Source organism: Colwellia sp. 20A7 (assembly GCF_009832865.1).
Taxonomy (GTDB): Bacteria; Pseudomonadota; Gammaproteobacteria; order Enterobacterales; family Alteromonadaceae; genus Colwellia.
In genome coordinates, this window is record NZ_CP047130.1 from 757934 (window position 1) to 782912 (window position 24979).

Below are 24979 nucleotides of genomic sequence, written 5' to 3' on the forward strand. Positions count from 1 at the left end.
TGCAGGTTCATTAGCTTTTTCAGGCCAGCTACTGATTTCATCAGTAGGCCAGTTTGCTGATTACAGATCAATAGGGTAATTTTTAATAGAAATAAAAAAGCCTCAACATTGCTGTTGAGGCTTCGTTATAAATGGTGCCGTCTGCCGGAGTCGAACTGCTGCACGTTAAGAGTTACTGAATTTATCAGAGGGTGGTTTTACTTTTCTTGGGACGAAAAAAAACCTTAACATTGCTGTTAAGGTTTCGTTTCTTCCTTTCGGAATGAATGGTGCCGACTGCCGGAGTCGAACTGGCGACCTACTGATTACAAGTCAGTTGCTCTACCAACTGAGCTAAGTCGGCACACGAAAACGTGTGCGATAATTATATTCTATTGAACTAACTATCTTGGCACCGAACCAATATGAAACTAATTGATTCAATTAAAAATTAAACTTCGGTGATTATAAATCAACGAATTGGTATTGCTAAATAAAAAAGCCTCAACACATATGCTGAGGCTTTGTTATAAATGGTGCCGACTGCCGGAGTCGAACTGGCGACCTACTGATTACAAGTCAGTTGCTCTACCAACTGAGCTAAGTCGGCACACAAAGCTGTGTGCAGTATTACTAATTTACAAAGGTAATACTTTGGCACCGAAATAATACTTAATATTATTAAAAATAATAATTGAGCACCATCTCTGTAAATGGTGCCCCGACCCGGATTTGAACCAGGGACACGAGGATTTTCAATCCTCTGCTCTACCAACTGAGCTATCGGGGCATTGCTTTTCGAAGTGTTTTCGTTACCTCGTTAAGACGAGCGCTATTAGACTGTTTTTCTCTTTGTTCGTCAACTGTTATTTCATAAGTTTTTCATTAAAAAGGTTTGTTTGCTGTTTTTTTATGCTTACTGCTGTTTATTTAACTATTATAACGGCTTTTTATTGATAACTTGTCTGTTAAAATGAATATGGTAATGAATTTATTAAACGAATAGTCTTGTCTATTTTCAAGCTGAAAATGTTAATTACGTTTCAGTTTAATCATTACCAATGATTCTTAACTTCATTTATTGTTGATAATGTAACAAAGGTATAATGTTGCAAAGGTACTAAAGAGTATTGTTATTTTGATGAAGGAGGAACATAGCCTTCGATATCTGGTTCTATACCGTCAAATAAATAGGCAACCATCGCACTTTCTAAAAATTTGCGATCGTCAACATTCATCATATTCATTTTCTTTTCATTAATAAGCATCGTTTGCTTCTTTTGCCAATGCCCCCAAGCTTCTTTAGAGATATTATCAAAAATACGTTTACCCACTTCACCTGGGTATAGCTGAAATCCAAGACCTTCTGCGTCTTTCTTTAGGTTTTGACAAAAAACTGTGCGGCTCATAATTCTCTCTTATTGGTTTAATGTGTTCGTGACTTTGATTTTATTATTGGCATTATCTGTGTAACGTTAATTCTTTTGAAGTAAGCCAATAAGTTTTTTTGTTGAGGCAGCTAGACCTACGCTAGCTTCGCTGTGTAAATCATACCATTTTTGTTTTCTGGGTTCGCTAACTTCTTGAGTATTAATTTCTGGATTATTTAACTCTGCATGAGAATCGGTTGCTGTTTGAATACAGTCAATAATAATAGGTGAAATATCTAAATGAAAGTGACTAAAGGTATGTCTAAAGGTGACCAACTCTTGCCATGAGTTGTCTGCCGTTGTGGCTTGTAAACCTAGTGATTGCAATAAGCTGTTAATTTCATCTTTGTCACTTACTTCATAAAAGCACCATAATCCTCCCCAAATACCCACTGGAGGTCGTTTTTCCATTAATACGTTGTCGCTTGTTGGCGTTGTTATTCTAGGAATTACCATAATGGTATTTTTTTCAGGGATCTTCTTCTTTGGTTTCTTTTGAGGAAATTCAGTTTGTAAAGTACTCGCCATTGCCAAGCAACTTGTTTTTACTGGACAAATTTCACAAGTTGGTTTACTTCGAGTACATACTGTTGCTCCTAAATCCATCATGGCTTGGGTATAAAAGCCAGTGTCGGTAGCGGGAGTTAAAATTTCACTTAATTGCCAGAGTGCTTTGTCAAATTTAGCTAAACCATTGTGGCCTTCTACTAAATAGTTTCGTGCTAATACACGCTTTACATTACCATCAAGAATTGGGTGGTATTGATTTAACGATAAACTTAAAATTGCACCTGCGGTTGAGCGCCCTATACCAGGAAGAGCAATTACCTGTTCTATATCTTCAGGAAAAATACCTTTATGTTCACTAACGATAAGTTTGGCTGCTTTATGTAAATTACGGGCTCTTGCGTAATAGCCTAAACCTGTCCAATGATGTAAAACATTATCTTCATCGGCATTAGCCAAGCTAGTTATCGTGGGGAAACTTTCCATAAAGCGTTGGTAATATGGAATAACCGTTGCTACTTGGGTTTGTTGTAGCATTATTTCAGACACCCAAACACTGTATGGCGTTTTATTTTGTTGCCACGGTAAGTGTTTTCTGCCTTGATGGTGATACCAATTAACTACTTGAGCTGCAAACTGCTTAGCTGATGTTGTTGATATATTTACATCTTTCTTTGGGGGAGTGGAAATTGGAGTATTAATGGTTATAAGCTTCACTTTTAAGTATGTAGGCGCAGTGTAACTAATTATTTTAGCTGACTCAAAAGAGTTTGTTAGTAAAGAAAGTTAGAGTTGGATAAATTAGTTTTATTGCACGGGGTGAAATCTGTATAATAGCGGTAATTATTTTTAGTAACTATTATTATAAGGCTATGCCATGAAAGTTGATGCAAAGAACCGAAGTCAGCGTGTACGTAAAAAATTGAGAGTTGACGAGTTTAAAGAATTAGGTTTCGACGTTGCTTGGAAGTTAAATGAAGGCATAACTAGCGATGAACTTGATGCTTTTATTGATAAATTCTTTAATGAAGTGATTCAACCAAACGGATTAGGTTTTGGTGGTGAAGGCGATACGTTATGGCACGGTCTAATTTGTACACAAAAACTAGGTTCATGTACAGATGAACATAGAGCAGCTGTAGAAAAATGGTTAACTGATAACGGCGCTACTGCAGTAGCAGTGAGTGATTTATATGATGTGTGGTGGGCTGAATAATTTTTGAGCATTTTCTAGTCATTTCTACTGCGTTAAATAAACTCGAAATATAAATAACTATTCCGTCGTTTATTTACCTTGTATAAAAGGCTATAAATTCACTCAAAAAGGCTTATACACTTGTAAGTTCTACCTGTAATTACAAGAAAATTAGATAGAAATTAAAATGACTGAAAAGATACATAAAACCATAGAACAAGCCGAGCAAGAAGGTAAGTACATTCGTAAAGTTCGTAGCTTTGTTAAACGCGAAGGTCGTTTAACCAAAAACCAAGAACGCGCTATTGATAACCATTGGCAAGATATGGGATTAAACCATAGCAATGGTATTATTGATGTGCAAAACTTATTTGCTAATGACAATCCTATTGTTTTAGAAATTGGTTTTGGTATGGGCAAGTCTTTAGTAGAAATGGCTAAAGCTGCACCAGAGTTAAACTTTATTGGTGTTGAGGTTCACAAACCTGGTGTTGGTGCTTGTATTGCTTCGGCAATTGAAGAAGGTGTTACTAACTTAAAGGTTTATGAGCATGATGCGATTGAAGTATTAGCTGATTGTATTCCTGATGGTGTTTTAACAACCGTACAATTGTTTTTCCCTGATCCATGGCATAAAAAGAAGCACCATAAACGCCGTATCGTTCAAGCCGACTTTGTTGAAGCTATTCGTAAAAAGCTTAAAGTTGGTGGTGTTTTTCATATGGCGACTGACTGGGAAAACTATGCAGAGTGTATGCTCGAGGATATGCAAAGTGCCCAAGGCTATGAAAACTTATCTGATACTAATGATTATGTGCCGCGTCCAGATTCAAGACCACTAACTAAATTTGAAAGCCGTGGTCATCGTTTAGGTCATGGTGTTTGGGATATACAATACTCTAAAGTATAGGGTTTTTATTTAGGTAATTGTTCTAGGCGGTAAGTACTTACTTTCAACGTAGAACAAGTGCTGTGCATTGCGCAAATTACCTGAATCTTTAAGCCATTGCTCTGTAATTATTTCTCGTTGTAAAGCCGCATGTAATAAGCGGCTTTTATATTGGCACCAATAATATATCGTTGCAGCTTGATGACAATCGTTATTCGGAAATATATCACTACGTTTTTCCGCCATTTCCTCAATAATACTCGCAATAACTTTTTCTTTTAATTCGTCCTCAATTTTTTGTTTAAAGCGTGTGAAACGCTTTGCTTTAATTAATTGCCAAATTAACCAGACCATTGAGGCTAGGGCAAGTGCAGCTATAATTTGCATTTATTTTCTCGTGTAATAATTATGAGAGGATAGTAACAACTTTTAACCGTAAAATATCTGATTATTTTAGTTGTCTTCGAACGATTGTAAACTCTCTTTAAAAATACTCTTTTTGTTGGTTACTCATTATTTAATTCCCTTCTCTACTCTTCTAATCCTATTATTTATAATTGTTTACATTGACTTTTGTTATTAACACACCTTAAATTGATTGTTATGGATGAAAAATCATGTCAATGAGCAGCATTAATGAATAAAGCAGTAAAAATCAATGACAAACTTACCAAACGGTTATTAGTTTATATATTATTATGCAGTACGCTAGTTTCTGTGTTCTCAACTATTGTTCAACTTTATTCTTCTTTTCAATACGATATAGAGTTATTAGAACAGCGCTTTAATAATATAGAGAAAAGTTACATACCTTCTCTGGCTACTAGTTTATGGGATTTTAATGAGCCCTTAGTTGCTCAACAAGTACAGGGGATTGTTGATTTACCTGATATAGGTTTAGTTATCGTTAAAAATGACTTTGATTATTTATATGAACAGGGCAGCGGAGATTTCACGGTTAAAAAGTTTGTTGAATATCCAATTGATTTTGAAGGACAACATGTAGGTAGTTTGCAAGTATATGGAACTTATAAAGACATCTACGAACGTTTATGGCAGCAAGCTGGATTTATCTTGACGGCCGAGTTTATTAAGATATTAATTCTCACCTTCTTTATTATTATTATTGTCAATAAAATCATTGTTAAACACTTGGTTCAAATTACTCGCTATACCCAAGAGTTAGCGAGCTATAACTTAGATAAAAAATTAATTCTGTCAAATCGACCACAAAAAGAAGATGAATTAGATTCTCTTGTTTATGCAATAAATGATATGCGCATTAAACTTAAAGATGAAATATTCAAGTTAGAAGATGCAGAAAACGCTTTGTTAGCCTTAAATGGTGAGTTAGAAGTTAAAGTTCATGATAGAACGGCTAAATTAGAGCAAAGTAATCAGCAGTTACAAAGCTCGTTCGACAATTTAACATTGGCGCAAGATCAATTAGTACAATCTGAAAAAATGGCCTCACTTGGTCAGTTAGTTGCGGGGGTTGCTCATGAAGTGAATACACCTTTAGGGATTTGTGTAACATCTATTACCGCGCTTAAAGAAAAAGTAGAAGCTTTGCAAGAAGCAGTAAACTCACAAGAATTAACAAAAACTTTTCTGATCGAAACATTAAATTTATTGATGGAATATGAGCAAATAATTGAACGCAGCTTAAATAAATCAGTAGAGCTCATTCGTAGTTTTAAGTCGGTGGCCGTTGAACAACATACCGACCCAGAAGTAAATATTAACTTGTCTCAGCATGTTTACGACGTGGTAAATACCGTTAAAACACTCTTTAAACAAAAAAAATATACTATTAATATTGAGGTCGATAAAGACATTAGCTTAATAACTTACCCAAGTGCTTGGAATCAAATATTAACTAATTTTTTAATGAATTCACATATTCACGGTTTTGAAGATCGTCTTGAAGGCGAAATAGCGATAAAATTCACTAAAAGTAATGGTTACTTAACGCTGCTTTATGCTGATAATGGCAAAGGAATACCTGATACCTTGGAAAAGCGCATATTCGATCCTTTTGTCACAACAAAGCGTGGGCAAGGTGGTTCAGGTTTAGGCTTAAATATTGTTTTTAATTTGGTTAACACCAAATTAGGTGGAACGATTAAACTACTTGAAATTGATCAAGGTAGTAGCTTTAAAGTGAAAGTGCCAATCAAAGATTAACCGATAATAACTACAGTATTTAGTGAAACTAATATCGCTCTAAAAACAAGCAGATATTGACTTTTTTACATTAGATCTATAGTATTCTCGCGCCTTAAATCTAACTACAAACTCTGTAAATATCTAAACTTGCTAGCTTTAGGTGTCTTCGCTGTTCTTAACTTCATGAATACATTTATAAATGTATTCAATACAACCAATGAGATAAAAATGTTTGAATTACATACCAGTAAAGTGTCAAACCTGAGAAATGATGTTTTGTCGGGCTTTACCGTCGCTTTAGCTTTGGTGCCGGAAGCAGTCGCTTTTGCTTTTGTTGCAGGTGTAGAGCCTTTAGTGGGACTATATGCTGCATTTATGGTTGGTTTAATTACTGCTATATTTGGCGGTCGACCAGGAATGATTTCAGGGGCAACAGGTGCTATGGCTGTTGTTATGGTTAGCTTAGTAGCTATTCATGGGGTTGAGTACCTTTTTGCTACTGTTGTATTAACCGGTTTACTGCAAATATTGGCGGGGCTATTTAAATTAGGTAAGTTTATTCGTTTAGTGCCACATCCCGTAATGCTCGGTTTTGTTAATGGTTTAGCCATTGTTATTTTCTTAGCACAACTTGGGCAATTTAAAGTAACAAATAGCGCAGGTGAGTTAGAGTGGTTACAAGGCTCTCCAATGATGATTATGGCAGGGTTAATTTTGTTAACTATGGCTATTATTCACTTCCTACCTAAATTAACTAGAGCAATACCTTCTTCACTCGTTGCCATTGTTGTTGTTACCTTATTAGTACAAAGTTTAGGGCTTGATACCCGTACAGTTGTTGATTTTCTTCGCGATATGACCAACGACCCAACCGCTTCGATTGCAGGCGGTTTACCACAGTTTTCTATTCCTAATGTACCTTTTGATTTTGAAACTTTAAAAGTTATCTTACCTTTTGCACTTGTGCTTGCTGCTATCGGTTTAATTGAGTCTTTACTGACATTAACACTTATTGATGAGTTAACAGGAACTCGTGGTCATGGTAATAAAGAGTGTGTTGCCCAGGGCGCTGCTAATACGGTAACTGGTTTCTTTGGTGGTATGGGTGGTTGTGCCATGATTGGACAATCGATGATTAATGTAAATTCAGGCGGTAGAGGTCGAGCTTCAGGTATAACAGCTGCGCTTGCTTTACTTGGTTTTATTTTGTTTGCTTCAGGCTTAATTGAAATGATCCCATTAGCTGCTTTAGTTGGGGTTATGTTTATTGTTGTTATTGGTACTTTCGAGTGGTCAAGCTTCCGTATTTTGAAAAAAGTACCTAAGGCCGATGCTTTCGTTATCGTACTTGTATCGGGTGTTACTGTTGCAACTGATTTAGCAATAGCGGTAGTGGTAGGTGTTATTGTTTCGGCATTAGTGTTTGCTTGGGAGCATGCTAAACGCATTAAGGTTAACCGAAGTACTGACGAACAAGGTGCTACAGTTTATGAAGTAATAGGTCCAATTTTCTTTGGTTCAGTTTCTACTTTTCTAGAGCAATTTGACATTGAGCAAGACAGCGATGATGTCGTCATTGAATTCAAACGCTCTCGTGTTGCAGACCATTCTGCAATAGAGGCAATCGATACTTTAGCTGAACGCTATATTGCCAAAGGTAAAAAAGTACATTTAAAACATTTAAGTCAAGAGTGTAAAATATTGTTAAAAAAGGCAGGAGACTTAGTGGAAGTCAATGTAATTGAAGACCCTGAATACCATATAGCAACAGATAAACTTGGCTAAGGTATTTTTTGATAGTGTCAGGTTTCTCATTTAAGGTTATATAATAAATGCAGCTAGAGTTCTTTGATATTCCAAGTCCTTGTGTGGAAGTATGTCAATCGAATGAAAAGGGCTATTGCCTTGGCTGCATGCGTACGCGTGAAGAAAGAAAAGAATGGCTTCACCTTAATAATGACACCAAAAAAAAAGTAATTAAACGTTGTATTCAGCGGAAGAAACGTCTAAAAAATAAGGACACCCCGAAAGTTGCTGAGATCGTCAGAACTGAGTCAGAGCAACTGCAAGTAGAGCAGCCTTCATTATTAGATGCCCCTAAAAAAATGACATCATTTCATGATACTGATTTAGATTTTGGGGATTTTGAACTATAGTAATTAACCGTTTTATTTAAGGAACAGAAGAAAACGGTTGCTAGCTTATATAATTATGGCTATTATACGCCTCCTTTGAGGCACCTAGTTGTTTCAATGTTTAACTATAATGCCCCGATAGCTCAGTTGGTAGAGCAGAGGATTGAAAATCCTCGTGTCCCTGGTTCAAATCCGGGTCGGGGCACCATTTATTTAATCTTATGCTGCGACTGTTCGTTCCTCACGCTCAGTCTGAACGTAGTGCCCGTTAGTCCTGAACTTGTTGAAAGAGTTTTTAGCGAAAATACTTAATTTCCTTAGGTAAGTCATTGTTCTTTCATGTACTTATATATGTACTTTAAGTGTATCGAAAACTTTCTGGTTATCATTTTGTCAATGTGATTAGCGTTACACTAAGATAAGCTTTGATACAAAATTTAATAAAAACGTAACGTGTGCCATACCGATAGACCATAGTAATCCACCTATTTTTTACACACCAAAAAATTCAACACTTTATGTTTTTCTTGGTTGAAATTTCGGATCGTGAAATTCGGATCGTGAAAGTAGGTGTTTAGTTAATTCTTTTAATTTCTGTTAAAAAAATAAGTTAATAGTAAGTTTGCTATTGCTTTAAGGGTGAGATTCCATAATAATATTATAATCTAATACTTACACCTTTTGACTTATTCGTTAGGTACTAAGTGCACTTTGGGTTAGGGGGAATTGAATGCCTCATGATCAGTATATTAAAAAGGAATATAACAGTGAATAATATAGGTTTTTTAAAGTCACCTATCGCAATAGTTTTAGGAACAGTATTAATGGTTGCGAGTTGTGGTGGAAGTTCAAATTCTAACAGTTCAAGCTCTAGCAGTTCAAGCTCTAGCAGTTCAAGCTCTAGTAGTTCAAGCGCACCTACTGACACTGCAGGTATTGCTGTTGTTACTGGGCAAGCACTAAAAGGGATATTGATGGGGGCTGACGTTATCATAACAAATGCCGCTGGTACTGAGGTTGCTCGTGGTGTTACTGATAGTGAAGGTAAATTCGATATCAGCTTTGCACCTGAAGCTGATGGTGTTTATACCATAACAACGGTATCTAATGACAATACCACTATGGTTTGTGATGCTGTAACGTGTGGTTCAGATGCTGATGGCAATGTTATTGTTATGGGTGAAATAGTACCTGCTGCTAATTTAGAAGGTTTGGAATTAGCCAATGTTTTATATATAGCAAAACCTGCTGATAATGCTACAAATGAAAATGACATTCAATTGAATGTTTTTACTACAACAACTGTTGCAGTATTAAGAGCTAAAATAGCCGAAGGTAATTTAGATGCTGATGGACTTAAAGAGGCTGCATTATTAGCAACAAAAGTTGCAGCAGAAGCTTTAGGTATTGAACTACCTGAAGATGCTAATTTACTTAACTTAGTTCTCTCTAGCAATTTTGATGAAATTATTGAAGCACATGACGCATTTCTTGCGCTAATCAACGCAGCTTTTGCAGCTGACATAAGCAATGTTGGTAAATTAATTGACGCTATATCATTGATTGTCGAAGCGACAGATGGTGAGGATATTAGTGCAGCCCTTGACGCACTAATTGCAATCCACGGTGAAATTACCCAAGAAGCGGTAGCAATATCGGGTGAAGTTAATGTTTCTCAAGAAGCCATTGATCTACTTAACGATGCTGCAAATGGCACAATTGATGTTGGCGCGTTGGAGAATGCTGTTATAGAAAATAATGGTGGCGACTCAAGTTCTAGCTCAAGCAGCTCTAGCTCAAGTGTTCCAAGCTCAAGCAGCTCTAGCTCAAGCAGTTCAAGCTCAAGCAGTTCAAGCTCAAGCAGTTCAAGCTCAAGCAGTTCAAGCTCAAGTGTTCCAAGCTCAAGCAGCTCTAGTTCAACAGGCTCAGGTTCTGGTTCTGGCTCAGGTTCTGGTTCTGGCACTGGTGGCTCAGGCGGTGGTGGTGCATAGCACTAGCTCCCTTTAAGTAAAGTATAATAAAACCGCTTCTTAGCGGTTTTATTTTATTTAAACAATTAATATTTGAACACATGAAATTGAAGAACGCATTTCTCTTTAATTGATGACATTTCAAAAGTAAAAATATATGAGTAACGAAAAAATCAGGCAAGAATTTACAAAATTTATTTTTGTTGGCTTAATTTGTACTTCTGTTCAATATGTTTTATTGTTCATTTTGGTAGAGCTTGCTTCAGTTTATGCGGTTACTGCTTCAGCTATAGCCTATATTCTAAGTGCTGTTGTAAGCTATTTTCTAAATTATCATTTTACTTTTCAAGTGAATAATAACCATGCAACCACCTTAGCTAAGTTTATTTTTATGGTTTTACTTGGTTTTTTAGCAAATACAGTAATATTCTATTTTGTCTTTAATCACTTCATGTTACCTTATATTTTTACTCAAATAGTGGCTACGGTTTTAGTATTAATGCAGAACTTTATGCTAAGTAAATATTGGACCTTTAAAACATCATAATGATAAACAACTCTCCTGATCTAGCATCAACTTCTGTTTCCACATTACCTTCTTTAGCTATTGTCGTTCCTTGTTTTAATGAAGAGGAAGTACTAAAGCTTACTGTTGACGTATTATCAGCAAAACTTGCGCAATTAATAGAGAGTCATAAAATTAATGAACACTCTTATATTTATTTCGTTGATGACGGTAGCTCTGACAATACTTGGGCATTAATTGATGATTTTAGCTGTAATCATCAATTAATCAGAGGGATAAAATTGTCAAGAAACAAAGGTCATCAATTGGCTTTACTGGCAGGCTTATTCTCAACCAATGAAGATATGGTTATTTCAATTGATGCTGATCTACAAGATGATACTGATGTTATCGACCAAATGGTTGACCGCTACGGCTCAGGCGACGATATTGTTTATGGCGTGCGTTCAACACGCGATACCGATAGTAAGTTTAAAAGGCTTACCGCTGAAAGTTATTATTCATTATTAGACAAAATGGGCGTTGAAATTGTCTATAACCATGCTGATTTTCGTTTAATGTCTAAACGAGCAATTAATAGTTTAAGAGAATTCCCAGAAAGTAATGTTTTTCTCCGTGGCTTAATACCACAGCTTGGCTTTAGATCATCTATTGTTAGTTATAGCCGCCTAGCCAGACAAGCAGGTGAAACTAAATACCCGGTCTCTAAAATGTTGAAGTTGGCTTGGGAAGGCGTTACTTCTTTTTCAGTAATGCCGTTACGCTTAATTACTTCGATGGGGCTTATTGTTAGCTTAATATCGCTGAGTTTAACGTTTTGGGTATTATATTTGAAAATATTTACACAAAGTGCAATTCCTGGTTGGTCATCAATTTTATTACCTATTTTATTCATAGGTGGTGTTCAATTAATTAGTCTCGGTATTATTGGTGAGTATATTGCTAAAATATTTACCGAAACAAAAGCACGCCCTAAATATATCATCGAAAAAAAAACCTATAAATAATTAACCAAAAATTACCACTAATATTTAGAATGAAATTACCTAAGAACTCACTTATTGACTATGTAAAGCAATACAACATTGGTTTGTATGTATTGCTTATTTTGCTATTGGGCACTACTACTGTTTCTCCTGGTTATAATCAACCGGCTGAATTGTTTTGGGACGAAAACTATCATATTGCTTCGGCACAAAAATATATTGATGGGGTTATGTTTATGGAACCTCATCCACCACTAGGTAAAATGTTATTAGCTTTGGGTGAATATATCACGCAAGCTAACCAAAATGTTGATACGAAAAATTTACTAAAAACTGACTATTTACAAAACGGCATGAAGCCGAAAAATTTATCTTTTACTGGCTATCGACTTGTACCAGTAATATTAATGATATTAACGGCCGTTTTATTTTTTTTCATTGTGATGAATATTAGTAACAATAGTCATATTGCCTTCTTGTCATCTTTACTCTTACTTTTTGATAATGCGTTAGTGGTACATGCGCGTAGTGCGATGTTAGAAAGCACACAATTGTTTTTTATGTTGGCAGCCATTCTTTACTTTACGTTAGCCATTAAAAAGAATCGTATAACGCTTAAAACCTATTTAATACTAGCCAGTCTTATTGCTTTAGTGATCTCTGTTAAAGTGAATGGTGCAATTTTATTACTATTGTTAGCCTTTCTATTTTTCTATGAACAGAAGGAAGCAATTAAAAATAAAAAAATAAGCCAAGTATTGAACCGTTTAGTGGTAACAGCACCATTAAGTATATTATCAATCGCTATGGTATTTTTACTCTTCATGTATGCCCATATTGTAAGCGGGAGTAAAATTGAAAATAATCAAACCTATAAAGCCTCACCAGCGTACCAAGAACTTATTACTCAAGGCGATATATATAGTCCTACCGCTTTTATTGTGGCGCTAAAAGATAACTTAAAATTTATGAGTGAATATGCTGATGGCGTACCTACGTTAGACATTTGTAAAGACGGTGAAAATGGCAGTTTAGCTGTTGGTTGGCCACTTGGTACTAAAACGATTAATTATCGTTGGGATAAAGAAACCATTGACGGGAAACAGCAAGCAAGTTACCTGTATTTACAAAGTAATCCGTTAGTATGGATTACTTCAGGTATAGGAGTTTTATTGAGTGTCAGCTTACTTATAGGCCGTTTCGTCTACAATGCCCCAGTTAAAGACGAATCTTTGTTTTGGTGGATAACGGTATTTAGCACACTTTATGTAAGTTACATGATTGCAATAATACAAATAGATCGGGTGATGTATTTGTATCATTACTTTATTCCCTTAATGTTTGCTTTAATTAATTTACCGTTAATTTTCAGTTATATTTTTAGTGATGAATTAATTAAACAGCCTAAGCATAGTTATATTAATTTATTAATATTTACAGCTTTAGTTATTGCTTCTTTTATACATTTTTCGCCTTTTACTTATTATCTGCCTTTAACTGAGCAAGAATTTCAATTAAGGCAGTGGTTTGATTTTTGGCAACTTCATTCGGTTACCCAAAAATGAAAAACTATATAATGACATTTATCTTACTGACTATGGCAGTTGCAATTTATCTGCAAACTTCATTAGTTGAATTAAGCGAAACAATAGCCGTTACCGTATTGAAAAATAAAGATGAAATAAAATCAGTACACCAAGAAAGAAATATTAGTAAAAGTAAAGAATATTACTTAGATCAGATAAGTTTCCAAGCAAATGGAAATCATTTATATCATCATGCACATGGAAATATTGGTTATAAAGAACACTACTTTATTGATTTTAATAGCTCGTTTACTACTAAAGATAGCGCGGTTTATCAATTTAGCATTTCATCAGACGATGGCTTTGCTTTATATATTGATAATAAATTGATTTGTCAGCATGCCAATGATCGCCCACTAACCAAAAGTATGTGTAGTGTAGAGCTAAAAGCAGGTGCTCACGATTTTAAACTCAATTATTTTCAAGGTTATGGTAATGTTGGTTTAGTAGCTCTTTACAAGGATATAAAAGAACATCAGTTTCAACCTGTGGGTTTAGATAGCAATAACCTATCATTTAACCGTCAAAATCATTAATCGAATTAATTTTTACTCATTTACTCTCATTTTCTTCTCATTGTGCATATTGGTTTAAAGGTTTTATGCACAAAGAGTTTAAGAGGCGCTATGCTTTAGAGAAACCAAATTGACGTTTAATTTTTTATAAGTGTAGCGAAGCGCCTCGGTGTTCTCTGTGGTTAATGTTCTTGATTTTCACCACCGAGGCGCTTCACTATCGATGTAGGGGGTAATTCATTGCCCCATTTTATTTGAAATGACTTTGATTTTTTGTCAGAATAATTTCTAACCTACATTTTAAAACCAAATCCGCGCGAACAGGACAATATGCGTCAGGACAATGTGCTCCTGCAGTGTCTAATAAGGTACGGCCTGTACCGTCTGCATTGTCTAATCAGTTGCATCCCTGCAACGCAAGTTCCCGCCTACAATGGATCAATTGTAGGCTATCCGCCCACTCTTATTACATACGATCCCTATTAAAATAAGCTTGATCTAAATTATGGTAAAGTATCGGCTCAGTCCCATAACCTAAAGTAATGTTATTATCAGTATCACCTATTTTAGTTTCTAACATATAAGTCCATTGTTCTATGCCTTTTACTTGAACACCGTAGGTTTTTTTCATAGATTTAGACATATTCAAAGGAATGCTAAAACCAATACCAATAAATTCTTCAGTTATACTGCTATTTGCAAACTTAGAACGTCGATATTCAATGGCAATATTAGCATCACCAAACCAGTGTTTTGAATTTAAGGTGAAGCCTTTATCGCCTTGCCAATATTCTCCACCTTTAACTTCAACATCCCAATTATAAGCTTTGAACCTATGTCGATATTTTAGTAGTTTCATGTTATGTTTTTTATTAGTATATTTATCTTTATAATCACTATAAACAAATGAAACGCGATGTTTTTGATTACTTGATTGCCAACGTGTTTCATTTTGCCAGCCTTTAGCATCATATAAAATTTGACCTAAAGTAAATTTGGTTGCGGTATTATAGGGCAGCATAAATGTTTGATGAAACAAGCGGCGATCTATGCCTTCTCGCAAGCCCCACCAACGGTAAAATGGTGCCCCTTTTTCAAAGTTCTGACTATCGGCAATATTATCAGAAAAATGACGTATATCTATCACGCCACCGTCCCACAAAGACATTTGTAAATTGCTGCTTAATAACAATTGATAGTCAAATGCACCAAATTCTGTTCCCAAATTACTGACTAGAGCAGGAGAAAGAGTTAATCGCGGAACAAAGTGAGTTGACTCAATATCTTGGACATGCCAAACGGTATTATCGGCTACCTCAATATTGTCGGCTTTTATCCAAAAACAGTCAGCTGATAACGAATAACAACGTTTATTTAGTTGGTACACAGGTAAGCCGTAATTAGTTAATGTTAAGGAAGCTTTGGTGTTACCTGTGATCATATCAATATAATCAGTAACAATTTCAATGGCATCATACTCGTTGCGGTTATATAGGTTGTTTTCTAATTCCACCACTAAATTACCATTGTTTTCTCCCACTGACACAGATTCGAAACCATGATTGATCAGCTTATTACTTAATAACATCATATTGGCAGGTGTAGATGCCGGTGTTAAATCATCTTCATTATTTAATGGTTTTTTAGCTAATTGTGATCGGTTTTTAGTAGAGGTTTTATTGTCACTGTTATTTTTTTGAACAAGCTGGCTATCTAGTGCCGTTTCTTGTTGTTGATTTTCTTGTTTGTGACTTTCATGTTGAACCGACTCATTTTGACGTTTGCCTAGACTTAATGCGTAATCACTACTGGCTGGGCGGTTATTATCTGTACCGCCAATAGGTATAGTAATGCCCGCTGAAAACCAAGGGTCTTCTTTATAATTATCTTTGTCTGATGTATATAATTGTGTAGTAAAGTGAGCTTGCCAATTGTTAGGTAACCACTGCGATGTTTTTGGAGTCAAAAATTTTACACCAACACTGACAGCATTGGCATCATACTCACTCACTACTTGTAAGTAATCTAACGGTTGCCATTCTATCGAGCCAAACACACCATCCATGTAACCAATCGTATTATCAGCTTTACCAAGACCTAAGTTAACTCTGGCGTTGCCCCAGTTATCTAGGTTGAAAGATTTTGAAGCCGTAATATAATAGAATCGATTATGTACTGCAGCGCCACCAATATCTTGACCACCCACCGCTAGCTCAAACATATCTTTAGGTATAAAAGGAATATTCCACTTCATCGATGCAGATAAATCCCTAAAGTTACCGCAATCGTTTTCGGTATACATATTACAGCGCCATGTTTGGGTAGAAAACTGACCAACAAACTCCAACTGTGGCAATAAACCCACAGCAAACTTTAAATCGTCCGCTTTTACAAAGCCGCCATCATTTCCTCTTTCAGAAAAAAAAGTATCGCTATAACTAAAGGTGAAGTTGCCATAGTCGGTCACTGAAGCATTGGGGGTATTGAGTACGCCGGTGAAACCTTGATTAGAAAATAATGAATCAACGAGGTCATCACTATCGGCATGACAAAAAAGTGGCATGGAAGTCGCTAAAATTGTGCATAATTTAATAAGTTTACTGGTCAAAATATTAAGTTCCTTGGTGCGTATATGCATGTTGCTCCGTCTTCAATATAATATAATAAACCATTAGTAATTATGAAGAATGAAAATCAGTGAAATAATACACATAATCATGTGTAATGCCTACCCTGAATTTTACAGTATTGTATATTAAAGCAATATATTTGACGTTTTTGAAAACCAATCTCACAGTAGTGAATTTTAGGTATCAAATCACGTTAAACGAAGATAACTTTTACTTCATCAGGTGTATCTGTTTGCGTCAGTGTTTTACCCACTTGACTTTTTTGACCATCGGTTGTAATTAGCTTGTTTTTTCGATTGAGTGGGCGGGGCCTCATAACCTCTTTGTGTGTAAACCCCTTAAAGCACTTGCACAATGAGAAGGGAATGAGGGTAAATGAGAAAACATTAACAATAAACCTAAAACCTGTTTTTTGTCTTCTCTAAAGCGCAGCGCCTCTTCACCTCTTTGTGTATAAAACCCTTAAAGCACTTGAACAATGAGAAGAGAATGAGGGCAAATGAGAAAACATTAACAATAAACATTCAACCACGTCAGTCTGTCTTCTCTAAAGCGCAGCGCCTCTTACCCTCTTTGTGCCTAAAGCCCTTAAGGCGATCTTCACAATGAGAAGAGAATGAGAGTAAATAAGAAAACATTAACAATAAACATTAAACCTGTTTTTTGTCTTCTCTAAAGCGCAGCGCCTCTTAACCTCTTTGTGCCTAAAGCCCTTAAGGCGATATTCATAATGAGAAGAGAATCGGGGCAAATGAGAAAACATTACACAATAAACCTAAAACCTGCTTTTTGTCTTCTCTAAAGCGCAGCGCCTCTTAAACTCTTTGTGCATAAAGCCTTTAAACCACTTGCACAATGAGAAGAGAATGAGAGTAAATGAGAAAACATTAACAATAAACATTCAACCACGTCAGTCTGTCTTCTCTAAAGCGCAGCGCCTCTTACCCTCTTTGTGCCTAAAGCCCTTAAGGCGATCTTCACAATGAGAAGAGAATGAGGGCAAATGAGAAAACATTAACAATAAACATTCAACCACGTCAGTCTGTCTTCTCTAAAGCGCAGCGCCTCTTAACCTCTTTGTGCCTAAAGCCCTTAAGGCGATATTTGACCTGGTCAAGTAAATTCAGACACCCTAGTTAAGCTAATTTTTCTAACTCATTAATTTTCAATTCAAAATCATTAGGGCTTTGATACCCTAAGTAAGAGTGTAGTCGGTTACTGTTGTACCACATGGTTATGTAATTCATTATATCTTGTTGAGCTTCATAGCGTGTTTCATAATTTTTCCAGTGAACACGCTCTTGCTTTAGGCTGCCAAAGAAGCTTTCAGCAACGGCATTATCCCAACAGCAACCCTTTTTACTCATACTACCAATAAAGCCATTGTTATTGAGTAATTGTCTATACTGGTGACTTGCGTATTGAACACCTTGATCGGAATGAACAATAAGTCCTTTCTCAGGGCTTCTTTGCCAAATAGCCATTGTTAGTGCATCACAGACAAGTTGAGCTTTCATTCTCGACCCCATGCTCCAACCAACAACTTTACGAGAGTACAAGTCAATAACAACGGCTAAATAGAGCCAACCTTCTGCTGTCCAAATGTAAGTAATATCACCGACAAATGCTTGATTTGCTTGCTCTATGGTAAAGTTTTGTTCAAGTTCATTTTTATAAAGTGGCTTATTGTGAGCACTATTAGTAGTGACTTTATATTTCTTTTTATAGCGAACCCAAACATTTGCCTCTTTCATTAATTTGGCTACTTTCCATCGACTGATAGGAAAACTCAAAGCATTCAGTACCGCTTTAATACGCCTTTCGCCATAAGTATTGTCACTGAATTTGGCAATATCCTTTATTAACTCAATCATTTCTTGATGTGTTGCATTATTTGTTTTACTTGTATTACGTTTCTGATAACTATAATAATTATTAGTTTTCACGCCCAATACGCGGCACATTAATACCACTGACCAGATCTTCTTATGATGGGTAATAAACGAATATTTTACTTCGTTTCTTTTGCAAAGAAGACCGTCGCTTTTTTTAATATATCGCGCTCCATTTCTAGGCGTTTGACTTGCGCTTTTAATTGACGATTTTCTTCTTGATCGGGTGTCAGTTTTCCATTACCTCGAAAAGCTTGACCATCTTCATTTTCAGCTTCTTTGATCCAGCGGCCGAGCATTTGATTTCCAATCCCTAGATTCCTGCTAGCTTCAGAAATACTAATGTTTTGATCTCTGACTAAAGAGATAGCATCAAGTTTAAATTCCTTGGAATATTTTTTACGTGTTGTCATTTTCATTCTCCGGTTAAGTTCATTATTCCTTAACTGGGGTAGTCGAATCAATTAAACCACGTCAATTCATAATGAGAAGAGAATCGGGGCAAATGAGAAAACATTAACAATAAACATTCAACCACGTCAGTCTGTCTTCTCTAAAGCGCAGCGCCTCTTCACCTCTTTGTGTATAAAACCCTTAAAGCACTTGAACAATGAGAGGGAAATGAGAGCAAGTGAGAAAATATTATTATTCGTTTTCAGGTAAATTGAACCGTTTAACACCATTAATGTGAGCTTACGGCAGCCTAGCTCAACTTCGTGAGCTAGGCTGCCGTAAGCTCACATACGAAAGAAGAAAAGTTAACCCCGAGCGCAAGACTGGCCTATCATCAAACGCATTCAGCGCCCATCATGGAAGCCATAAAATTGTGGGGAGAAACGCATTTAGCCAATGAAACCGTTGAAGAAAACAGTGGCCTAGGCAAAGCTATTCGCTACTTTATCAAACATTATGTCGGACTGAGTTACTTTTGCAGCACTGAAGGAGTAAAAATCGACAATAATCGTATTGAAGCGATGCTCAAAATTGTGGTGAGAGACAGAAAAAACGCGATGTTCCACAAAACCTTACTGGGGGCAACGATTGGGGATGTCATTACCTCGGTCATCGCGACGGCAAGTGAGGCGGGTATTAATGTCTTTGACTACTTCACCACCTTACAACGAGAAAAAGAGCAGGTAAAAAAGACCCCTGAAGATTATTTACCCTGGAATTATCTCGCTAAAAATTCAATCACCTAAAAAAACCAAACACGATGATTTAGGCTTTACCGCCTAGGTCAAGCTGTACCTGAAAAAATCGTGATGTCACGCTACGCTGCCGTAAGCTCACTTCAATTGCACAACCAATTACTTTTTGTGTTAGTAAATCAGCTTCCATAACTATCCTTAACACTGAAACATTGAAACAAATAATCTAGCTCTTTTGTCTTACTCAGTTTAGCACCTTTTTACCTCTTTGCTTATAAAGCCCTTAAACCATTTGCACAATGAGAAGAGAATGAGGGTAAATGAGAAAACATTAACAATAAACCTAAAACCATGTCAGTTTGTCTTCTCTAAAGCGCAGCGCCTCTTGGCCTCTTTGTGCATAAAGCCCTTAAGCCACTTGCACAATGAGAAGAGAATGAGAGTAAATGAGAAAACATTACACAATAAACCTAAAACCTGCTTTTTGTCTTCTCTAAAGCGCAGCGCCTCTTAAACTCTTTGTGCATAAAGCCTTTAAACCACTTGCACAATGAGAAGAGAATGAGAGTAAATGAGAAAACATTACACAATAAACCTAAAACCTGCTTTTTGTCTTCTCTAAAGCGCAGCGCCTCTTAAACTCTTTGTGCATAAAGTTCTTAAACCACTTGCACAATGAGAAGAGAATGAGGGTAAATGAGAAAACATTAACAATAAACCTAAAACCTGTTTTTTTGTCTTCTCTAAAGCGAAGCGTCTCTTAACCTCTTTGTGCCTAAAGCCCTTAAGGCGATATTCACAATGAGAAGAGAATGAGGGCAAATGAGAAAACATTAACAATAAACATTCAACCACGTCAGTCTGTCTTCTCTAAAGCGCAGCGCCTCTTACCCTCTTTGTGCATAAAGTCCTTTAAGCCACTTGCGAATAACAGGCTGCGATCTTACAAATAAGAATTTGATAAATGGTTTGTGTCTTTTTACACAATAAAACAAATATTTACGATAAAAGGGTGTTTTATATTTGTTAAATAAGCGTAGCTATGGCATTATCTACACCGTTTTTTTTGGTCGATGATCCTATCTGTAATAACATTTAATAACTCGAACTGTTTAGGAAGTTTACGGTTAGCACTTTACGCTTCACGGTTTATACTCAACAGCAATTGATTGCGATAATTTATCAGGATGTGTGTTCAATAATATGTCGTTCGTTTTCCCTCTCATTTATCGAATATACACAGTAGTAGCGTTAGCTATTTACTCGATTACAACATATTCATCACCGTGGGTTGAAGCCGACGATGCTTATTTAAAAGCAGATCTAATATTACTCGTTGACGCGGGTATTATAAAAACCCCGTTACAAACATTTCCAATACCCTGGCATGCTATTGCCAACGATATCAAACAAGCTTCAATTGAGGATCAACCCAACCATATTATTATCGCATATCGCCATATTCAACATGCTTTAGAAGCAGCGCAATTAGGGCGCGGTAACACCCAATTAACAATAACCGCAGCGAATGCACCCACTCAAGGTAGCTTTGGCCAATACAACACCAATAAATGGCAATTAACCGCTGCACACAATGTTAATTTTAAAAATATTGCCGCACGACTTAACCTAAATTATGGCCAAAAACATGACCTGAAAAATAACGGTGAAAAACACGAAGACGATATTAACTTAGACGGTTCTTTTTTCGCTTATACAACCGGCAGTGTCGACTTTACCCTAGGTAGTATTCGTAAATGGTGGAGCCCTAGCTGGCAGTCTAGTTTGGCACAACCTTTTTTATCTCGCGCTGCACCTTCATTTTTTGTCACGTATAATGCAGATGAAAATGTTGAATTAAATGGTTTGCATGTTGAGTTAGGGGTAAGCGATGTTAACGATGTATCTCCTTATCAAAAAAAATGGGCAGGGCGTATTAATCTCGCCATTACTGAACCTATCAGTATCGCCGCTAGTTATATTCAATACCAAGGAAAAACAGATGATATTAGCCAGCAATGGTTTTGGTATGATGTATTAGAGCAACAAGAAACCAGTAACAAACAGTTTATAATAGAAGGGCGAGTAACATTACCTAGCGTTAATGGTTGGTATAGTGGCATATACAGTCAACACTTATTTAGCGACAGTACCGGGCAAAAAGGCAGTAATATTACAGGTTTTGAAACGCAAGGTGATATATTAAATACCCAAGTGCGTTTCGTTGCAGAATATCGCAGTAATGCCCTAGCAAAAAATGAACAACTTAATAACTACTTAACTGAGTTAAGTAATACCATAAGTGATACCACAAGTAATGTGGATAAAAATAGTATAAAGTACCGAGAAATTTATCAAGTAAGTAGTTTATCAAATCAACTTTCGGTGGGCGCTTACGTACAGCTTGAAAACAATCATCAATTTAATGTTTTTTATCATTGGGCAACTTACCAAAAAACGCATCACCGCGTTAGTGGCGAATACAAAGCCCCTTTATATAATGGCCAAATTAGCGTACAACTTTCAATGAGTAACGCCGATTTACAAACAGATAACATGCAACTAGCGACTAGCTGGGAATATAGGTTTTAACTGACTATGAGTAAGTGGAATTCCATGGACATATTTAAAAAAATAAAATTAGCTGCATTAGTTAGCTCAAGCTTAATAACTGCAAGTATTGCAGTGCCAAGCGAAGTGCAAGCAGCCAGCCCATCGGCAGCACAAATAGCACAATTTCAATCGTTACCTAAATCACAGCAAGAAGCGTTGGCCTCTCAGTATGGTATCGACATGGCTACGTTGCAAAGTCAAGATTCTAAACAGCAAGAAATTGAAATAGCGCCTACCATTGGTAAACGACAAGTTAACGCTAAAACAAAGAATGAATTAACCTTGTTTGGTGACGAGAATGAATTGACCTTGTTTGGTTACGAACTGTTTGCTGGTGAACCGACTAGCATGGCACCGCTAGGCGATATTCCTGCCCCTGCAGATTACATGATGGGCACAGGTGATGAGCTCCACATTCAAATTTTTGGTAAAGAAAACAGTAATTATAGCTTTAAAGTAAAACGTGATGGCAGTATTGATATACCTCGTTTAGGACCTTTTATGGTAGCAGGCGAAACGTTTGATCAAGTTAAGCACGGTTTAGCTACCTTTATCAAAAACAAAATAATTGGTGTAGAAGTAACCGTAAGTTTAGGTACGCTTCGTACTATGCAAGTATTTGTGTTGGGCGATGCCTATAAGCCAGGCACTTACGTATTAAGTTCATTGGCTACCGTTACTCAAGCGTTAAGAGCTGCGGGTGGTATTGATACATTAGGGTCATTACGTAATATTCAAATTAAACGAAGCGGTGAACTACTACGTGAAATTGATTTATACGACTTACTTCTAAACGGCAATACACATGATGATATGCGTTTACGTGACGGTGATACTCTCTTTATTCCACCACGCGGCGCAACCATAGAGGTAGACGGTGAAGTTCGTCGTCGAGCGATATACGAGTTAACAGGGCCTACCTCAATTATGCAGGTAATTCACGCTGCTGGTGGCTTTACCGAACGCGCGTTTAGCCAACAAATTAATGTTGCACGTACAACTGCGTCAGGTACAGATATATTTAATATTGATGTGAATAACGCCCAAGAACGCAATTTTAAAATTATTGCTGGTGACAGCATTAAAGTAATGCCAGTACCTAAAGATTTTAACAATGCTATTGGAGTATTAGGCGCTGTTGAACGACCAGGCGCTTATAGCTGGAAACAAGGTTTACGTTTAATCGATATACTGGGTAATAGCACACAAGATTTAACCCCAGAAACTGACTACAACTATGGATTAATTGTACGTGAAATTAATCAGCAAGGTGATATTGAAGTACTACAATTTAGTTTAGCTAAAGCAATCGCCGCGCCAAACTCAAGTGACAACTTATTATTGCAAAAACGTGACCAAGTTGTTGTGTTAAATAAAGACATCGGTCGTAGTCTTGAAGAGTCTACGCAAACCATTGGTGCTACCGAAAATCGTTTAGAAACGATGCGCCGTGAAACACTTAATTCACGCGAAAACTTAAGCACGCAAAATGAAGATACCCAAGAAAAAGAATCTAACGAGCGCTTAGCTAAAATAGCTAACACCGAGTTAGGCGACATTAGCGAAGATAACATGACCGATACAGAGCAAATGGGTCAACTTAAAATAGATAATTTAAGCAATAACACAAATTTACAACGTAGTGCACAAGAAATTCGCACTACATTACTTGAACCTATTATTGCGCAGCTTAAAGCGCAGGCCAGTATTACTAGCCCTGTGCAAATCGTTGAAATTCGTGGTGCGGTTAAATTTCCTGGTGTATATCCTTTAGCGAAAAAGCAAAATTTAACTGACTTAATTGCAGCAGCAGGTGGCATGAAAGAATCAGCACATCTTGCGCGTGCTGAAATGAGTCGAATCATTGAACAAAACGGTCACACTAATATTGTACACCGAGATATTAATTTAGCTAAAATGTTAAGTGCAGAATCAAGCAATGCTCAACCAAACCAAGCACAATCAACCGAAGCTAAATTAACAAGTAATAGCCAACAAGTTGCCTTAATAAGTAAAGATCGAATTAATGTATTTTCAAAACCAGAATGGCGTGAAGATTTAAGCATAGAGTTGGGCGGTGAAGTGTTATTCCCCGGCCGTTATACGTTTAAACGTGGTGAAACACTGCTTGATTTAATTAATCGCGCGGGTGGTTTAACTGAATATGCTTACCCGAAAGGCAGTATTTTTTCACGTGAAAGCTTACGTGATCAAGAGGCGCAAAAATTACGTTACTTACATGAACAATTACGACAAGAAGTATCAACGTTAGCGTTTAGACGACAATCTTCTGCGACTAGCTTAAGTCAATCTTCACCTGTAGGCGAAGCAATGGATGTTGTAGACAAATTGGGTGTTACTAAAGCTGTTGGTCGTATGGTAATAAACCTAGACCAAGTAGTTGAAGGCGATAAAAATCAAAACTTGGTATTAGAAAATGGCGATAAATTATATATACCGCCACTACGTAATATAGTAACGGTTATGGGGCATATTCAAATGCCTACGTCATTAATTTATGATGACAACATGACAGTTCAAGATTATATCAACGCAACCGGTGGCGCTAAAAAACAAGCAGATACCGACCGTATTTACGTTATTCGGGCGAATGGCTCAGTAATGCTGCCAGACAATAGCTACTGGTTTAATCGTAAAGAGGAAAAACTTCTACCTGGCGATACTATTGTTGTACCTATGGATACTGACTATGTAGATGGTCTCACCATTTTAGGCTCAGCAACTCAAATGATGTATCAAATTGGCGTAGCTTGGGCTGCAATTAAGTAAATAACTAACGAGTAGGGCA

At 36.6% G+C, this 24979-nt stretch carries 17 protein-coding genes, 4 tRNA genes and 1 pseudogene; 14 read left to right on the plus strand and 8 right to left on the minus strand.

Translation table 11 applies throughout. The features are described from left to right. Nucleotides 1–267: 267 nt before the first annotated feature. The 5 genes from GQS55_RS03315 to mutY form a co-directional block, all read right to left on the minus strand. A tRNA-Thr gene (locus GQS55_RS03315) sits at nucleotides 268–343 on the minus strand. A gap of 170 nt (nucleotides 344–513) precedes the next feature. Further along, nucleotides 514–589, minus strand: a tRNA-Thr gene (locus GQS55_RS03320). A gap of 104 nt (nucleotides 590–693) precedes the next feature. After that, nucleotides 694–769 (minus strand) — tRNA-Phe (locus tag GQS55_RS03325). Between the two features lie 343 nt (nucleotides 770–1112). Further along, nucleotides 1113–1388 (minus strand): oxidative damage protection protein, encoded by a 276-nt coding sequence (locus GQS55_RS03330; protein WP_159817968.1) that lies wholly within the window; start codon nucleotides 1386–1388, stop codon nucleotides 1113–1115. A gap of 66 nt (nucleotides 1389–1454) precedes the next feature. Further along, complete coding sequence (mutY, locus tag GQS55_RS03335) at nucleotides 1455–2576, minus strand: A/G-specific adenine glycosylase (protein WP_159822511.1); 1122 nt, start codon at nucleotides 2574–2576, stop codon at nucleotides 1455–1457. 217 nt (nucleotides 2577–2793) lie between these two features. Between mutY and GQS55_RS03340 the strand changes: the two genes are divergently transcribed. Continuing rightward, nucleotides 2794–3132: a YggL family protein gene (locus GQS55_RS03340; RefSeq protein WP_159817970.1), complete on the plus strand. Its 339-nt coding sequence runs from the start codon at nucleotides 2794–2796 to the stop codon at nucleotides 3130–3132. 166 nt (nucleotides 3133–3298) lie between these two features. Next, nucleotides 3299–4021, plus strand: a complete 723-nt coding sequence (gene trmB / locus GQS55_RS03345) for a tRNA (guanosine(46)-N7)-methyltransferase TrmB (protein WP_159817972.1) — start codon at nucleotides 3299–3301, stop codon at nucleotides 4019–4021. Nucleotides 4022–4030: 9 nt separating this feature from the next. Here the strand turns inward: trmB and GQS55_RS03350 are convergent, their stop codons facing one another. Then, entirely contained in the window at nucleotides 4031–4387 is a 357-nt protein-coding gene (locus GQS55_RS03350) for a hypothetical protein (RefSeq protein WP_159817974.1), read from the minus strand. Nucleotides 4388–4636: 249 nt separating this feature from the next. On the opposite strand from GQS55_RS03350, the gene GQS55_RS03355 reads away from it, so the two are divergent. The 9 genes from GQS55_RS03355 (at nucleotide 4637) to GQS55_RS03395 (ending at nucleotide 13908) form a co-directional block, all read left to right on the plus strand. Next, nucleotides 4637–6187, plus strand: a complete 1551-nt coding sequence (locus GQS55_RS03355; protein ID WP_159817976.1) for a sensor histidine kinase — start codon at nucleotides 4637–4639, stop codon at nucleotides 6185–6187. A 210-nt stretch (nucleotides 6188–6397) separates the two neighbouring features. Beyond that, complete coding sequence (locus GQS55_RS03360; RefSeq protein ID WP_159817978.1) at nucleotides 6398–7954, plus strand: SulP family inorganic anion transporter; 1557 nt, start codon at nucleotides 6398–6400, stop codon at nucleotides 7952–7954. 47 nt (nucleotides 7955–8001) lie between these two features. Next, nucleotides 8002–8325: a DUF1289 domain-containing protein gene (locus tag GQS55_RS03365; protein WP_159817980.1), complete on the plus strand. Its 324-nt coding sequence runs from the start codon at nucleotides 8002–8004 to the stop codon at nucleotides 8323–8325. A 111-nt stretch (nucleotides 8326–8436) separates the two neighbouring features. Further along, nucleotides 8437–8512 (plus strand) — tRNA-Phe (locus GQS55_RS03370). A gap of 559 nt (nucleotides 8513–9071) precedes the next feature. Next, on the plus strand, nucleotides 9072–10295 hold the full coding sequence (locus GQS55_RS19765; RefSeq protein ID WP_201294556.1) for a hypothetical protein: 1224 nt from the start codon (nucleotides 9072–9074) through the stop codon (nucleotides 10293–10295). A 136-nt stretch (nucleotides 10296–10431) separates the two neighbouring features. Next, nucleotides 10432–10821, plus strand: coding sequence for a GtrA family protein (locus GQS55_RS03380; RefSeq protein ID WP_159817982.1), 390 nt, complete (start codon nucleotides 10432–10434; stop codon nucleotides 10819–10821). Next, entirely contained in the window at nucleotides 10821–11807 is a 987-nt protein-coding gene (locus GQS55_RS03385; protein WP_159817984.1) for a glycosyltransferase family 2 protein, read from the plus strand. Before GQS55_RS03380 ends, GQS55_RS03385 begins: the two co-directional genes overlap by 1 nt. Before the next feature lie 29 nt (nucleotides 11808–11836). Next, nucleotides 11837–13351 (plus strand): phospholipid carrier-dependent glycosyltransferase, encoded by a 1515-nt coding sequence (locus GQS55_RS03390; protein ID WP_159817986.1) that lies wholly within the window; start codon nucleotides 11837–11839, stop codon nucleotides 13349–13351. Further along, nucleotides 13348–13908: a PA14 domain-containing protein gene (locus GQS55_RS03395; protein ID WP_159817988.1), complete on the plus strand. Its 561-nt coding sequence runs from the start codon at nucleotides 13348–13350 to the stop codon at nucleotides 13906–13908. Before GQS55_RS03390 ends, GQS55_RS03395 begins: the two co-directional genes overlap by 4 nt. A gap of 445 nt (nucleotides 13909–14353) precedes the next feature. Here the strand turns inward: GQS55_RS03395 and GQS55_RS03400 are convergent, their stop codons facing one another. Beyond that, nucleotides 14354–16450 carry a YjbH domain-containing protein gene (locus tag GQS55_RS03400; protein ID WP_159817990.1) on the minus strand — a complete coding sequence of 699 codons (2097 nt, stop codon included), beginning with the start codon at nucleotides 16448–16450 and terminating at the stop codon, nucleotides 14354–14356. Between the two features lie 1203 nt (nucleotides 16451–17653). Further along, nucleotides 17654–18822 (minus strand): IS3 family transposase gene (locus GQS55_RS03405; RefSeq protein WP_159817992.1). Its coding sequence is split into 2 segments (ribosomal slippage): nucleotides 17654–18579 and nucleotides 18579–18822, totalling 1170 coding nucleotides; the frame shifts between segments, so codons are not numbered across the junction. A 351-nt stretch (nucleotides 18823–19173) separates the two neighbouring features. Here GQS55_RS03405 and GQS55_RS03410 point away from each other — a divergent pair. The 3 genes and pseudogenes from GQS55_RS03410 to GQS55_RS03420 all read left to right on the plus strand — a co-directional run. Continuing rightward, nucleotides 19174–19608 (plus strand): annotated as a pseudogene (locus tag GQS55_RS03410) (IS66 family transposase); the annotation flags it as partial. A gap of 1152 nt (nucleotides 19609–20760) precedes the next feature. Next, nucleotides 20761–22149, plus strand: coding sequence for a hypothetical protein (locus GQS55_RS03415; RefSeq protein ID WP_159817994.1), 1389 nt, complete (start codon nucleotides 20761–20763; stop codon nucleotides 22147–22149). Nucleotides 22150–22173: 24 nt separating this feature from the next. Beyond that, entirely contained in the window at nucleotides 22174–24960 is a 2787-nt protein-coding gene (locus GQS55_RS03420) for an SLBB domain-containing protein (RefSeq protein WP_159817996.1), read from the plus strand. The last annotated feature ends 19 nt before the right edge of the window (nucleotides 24961–24979 follow it).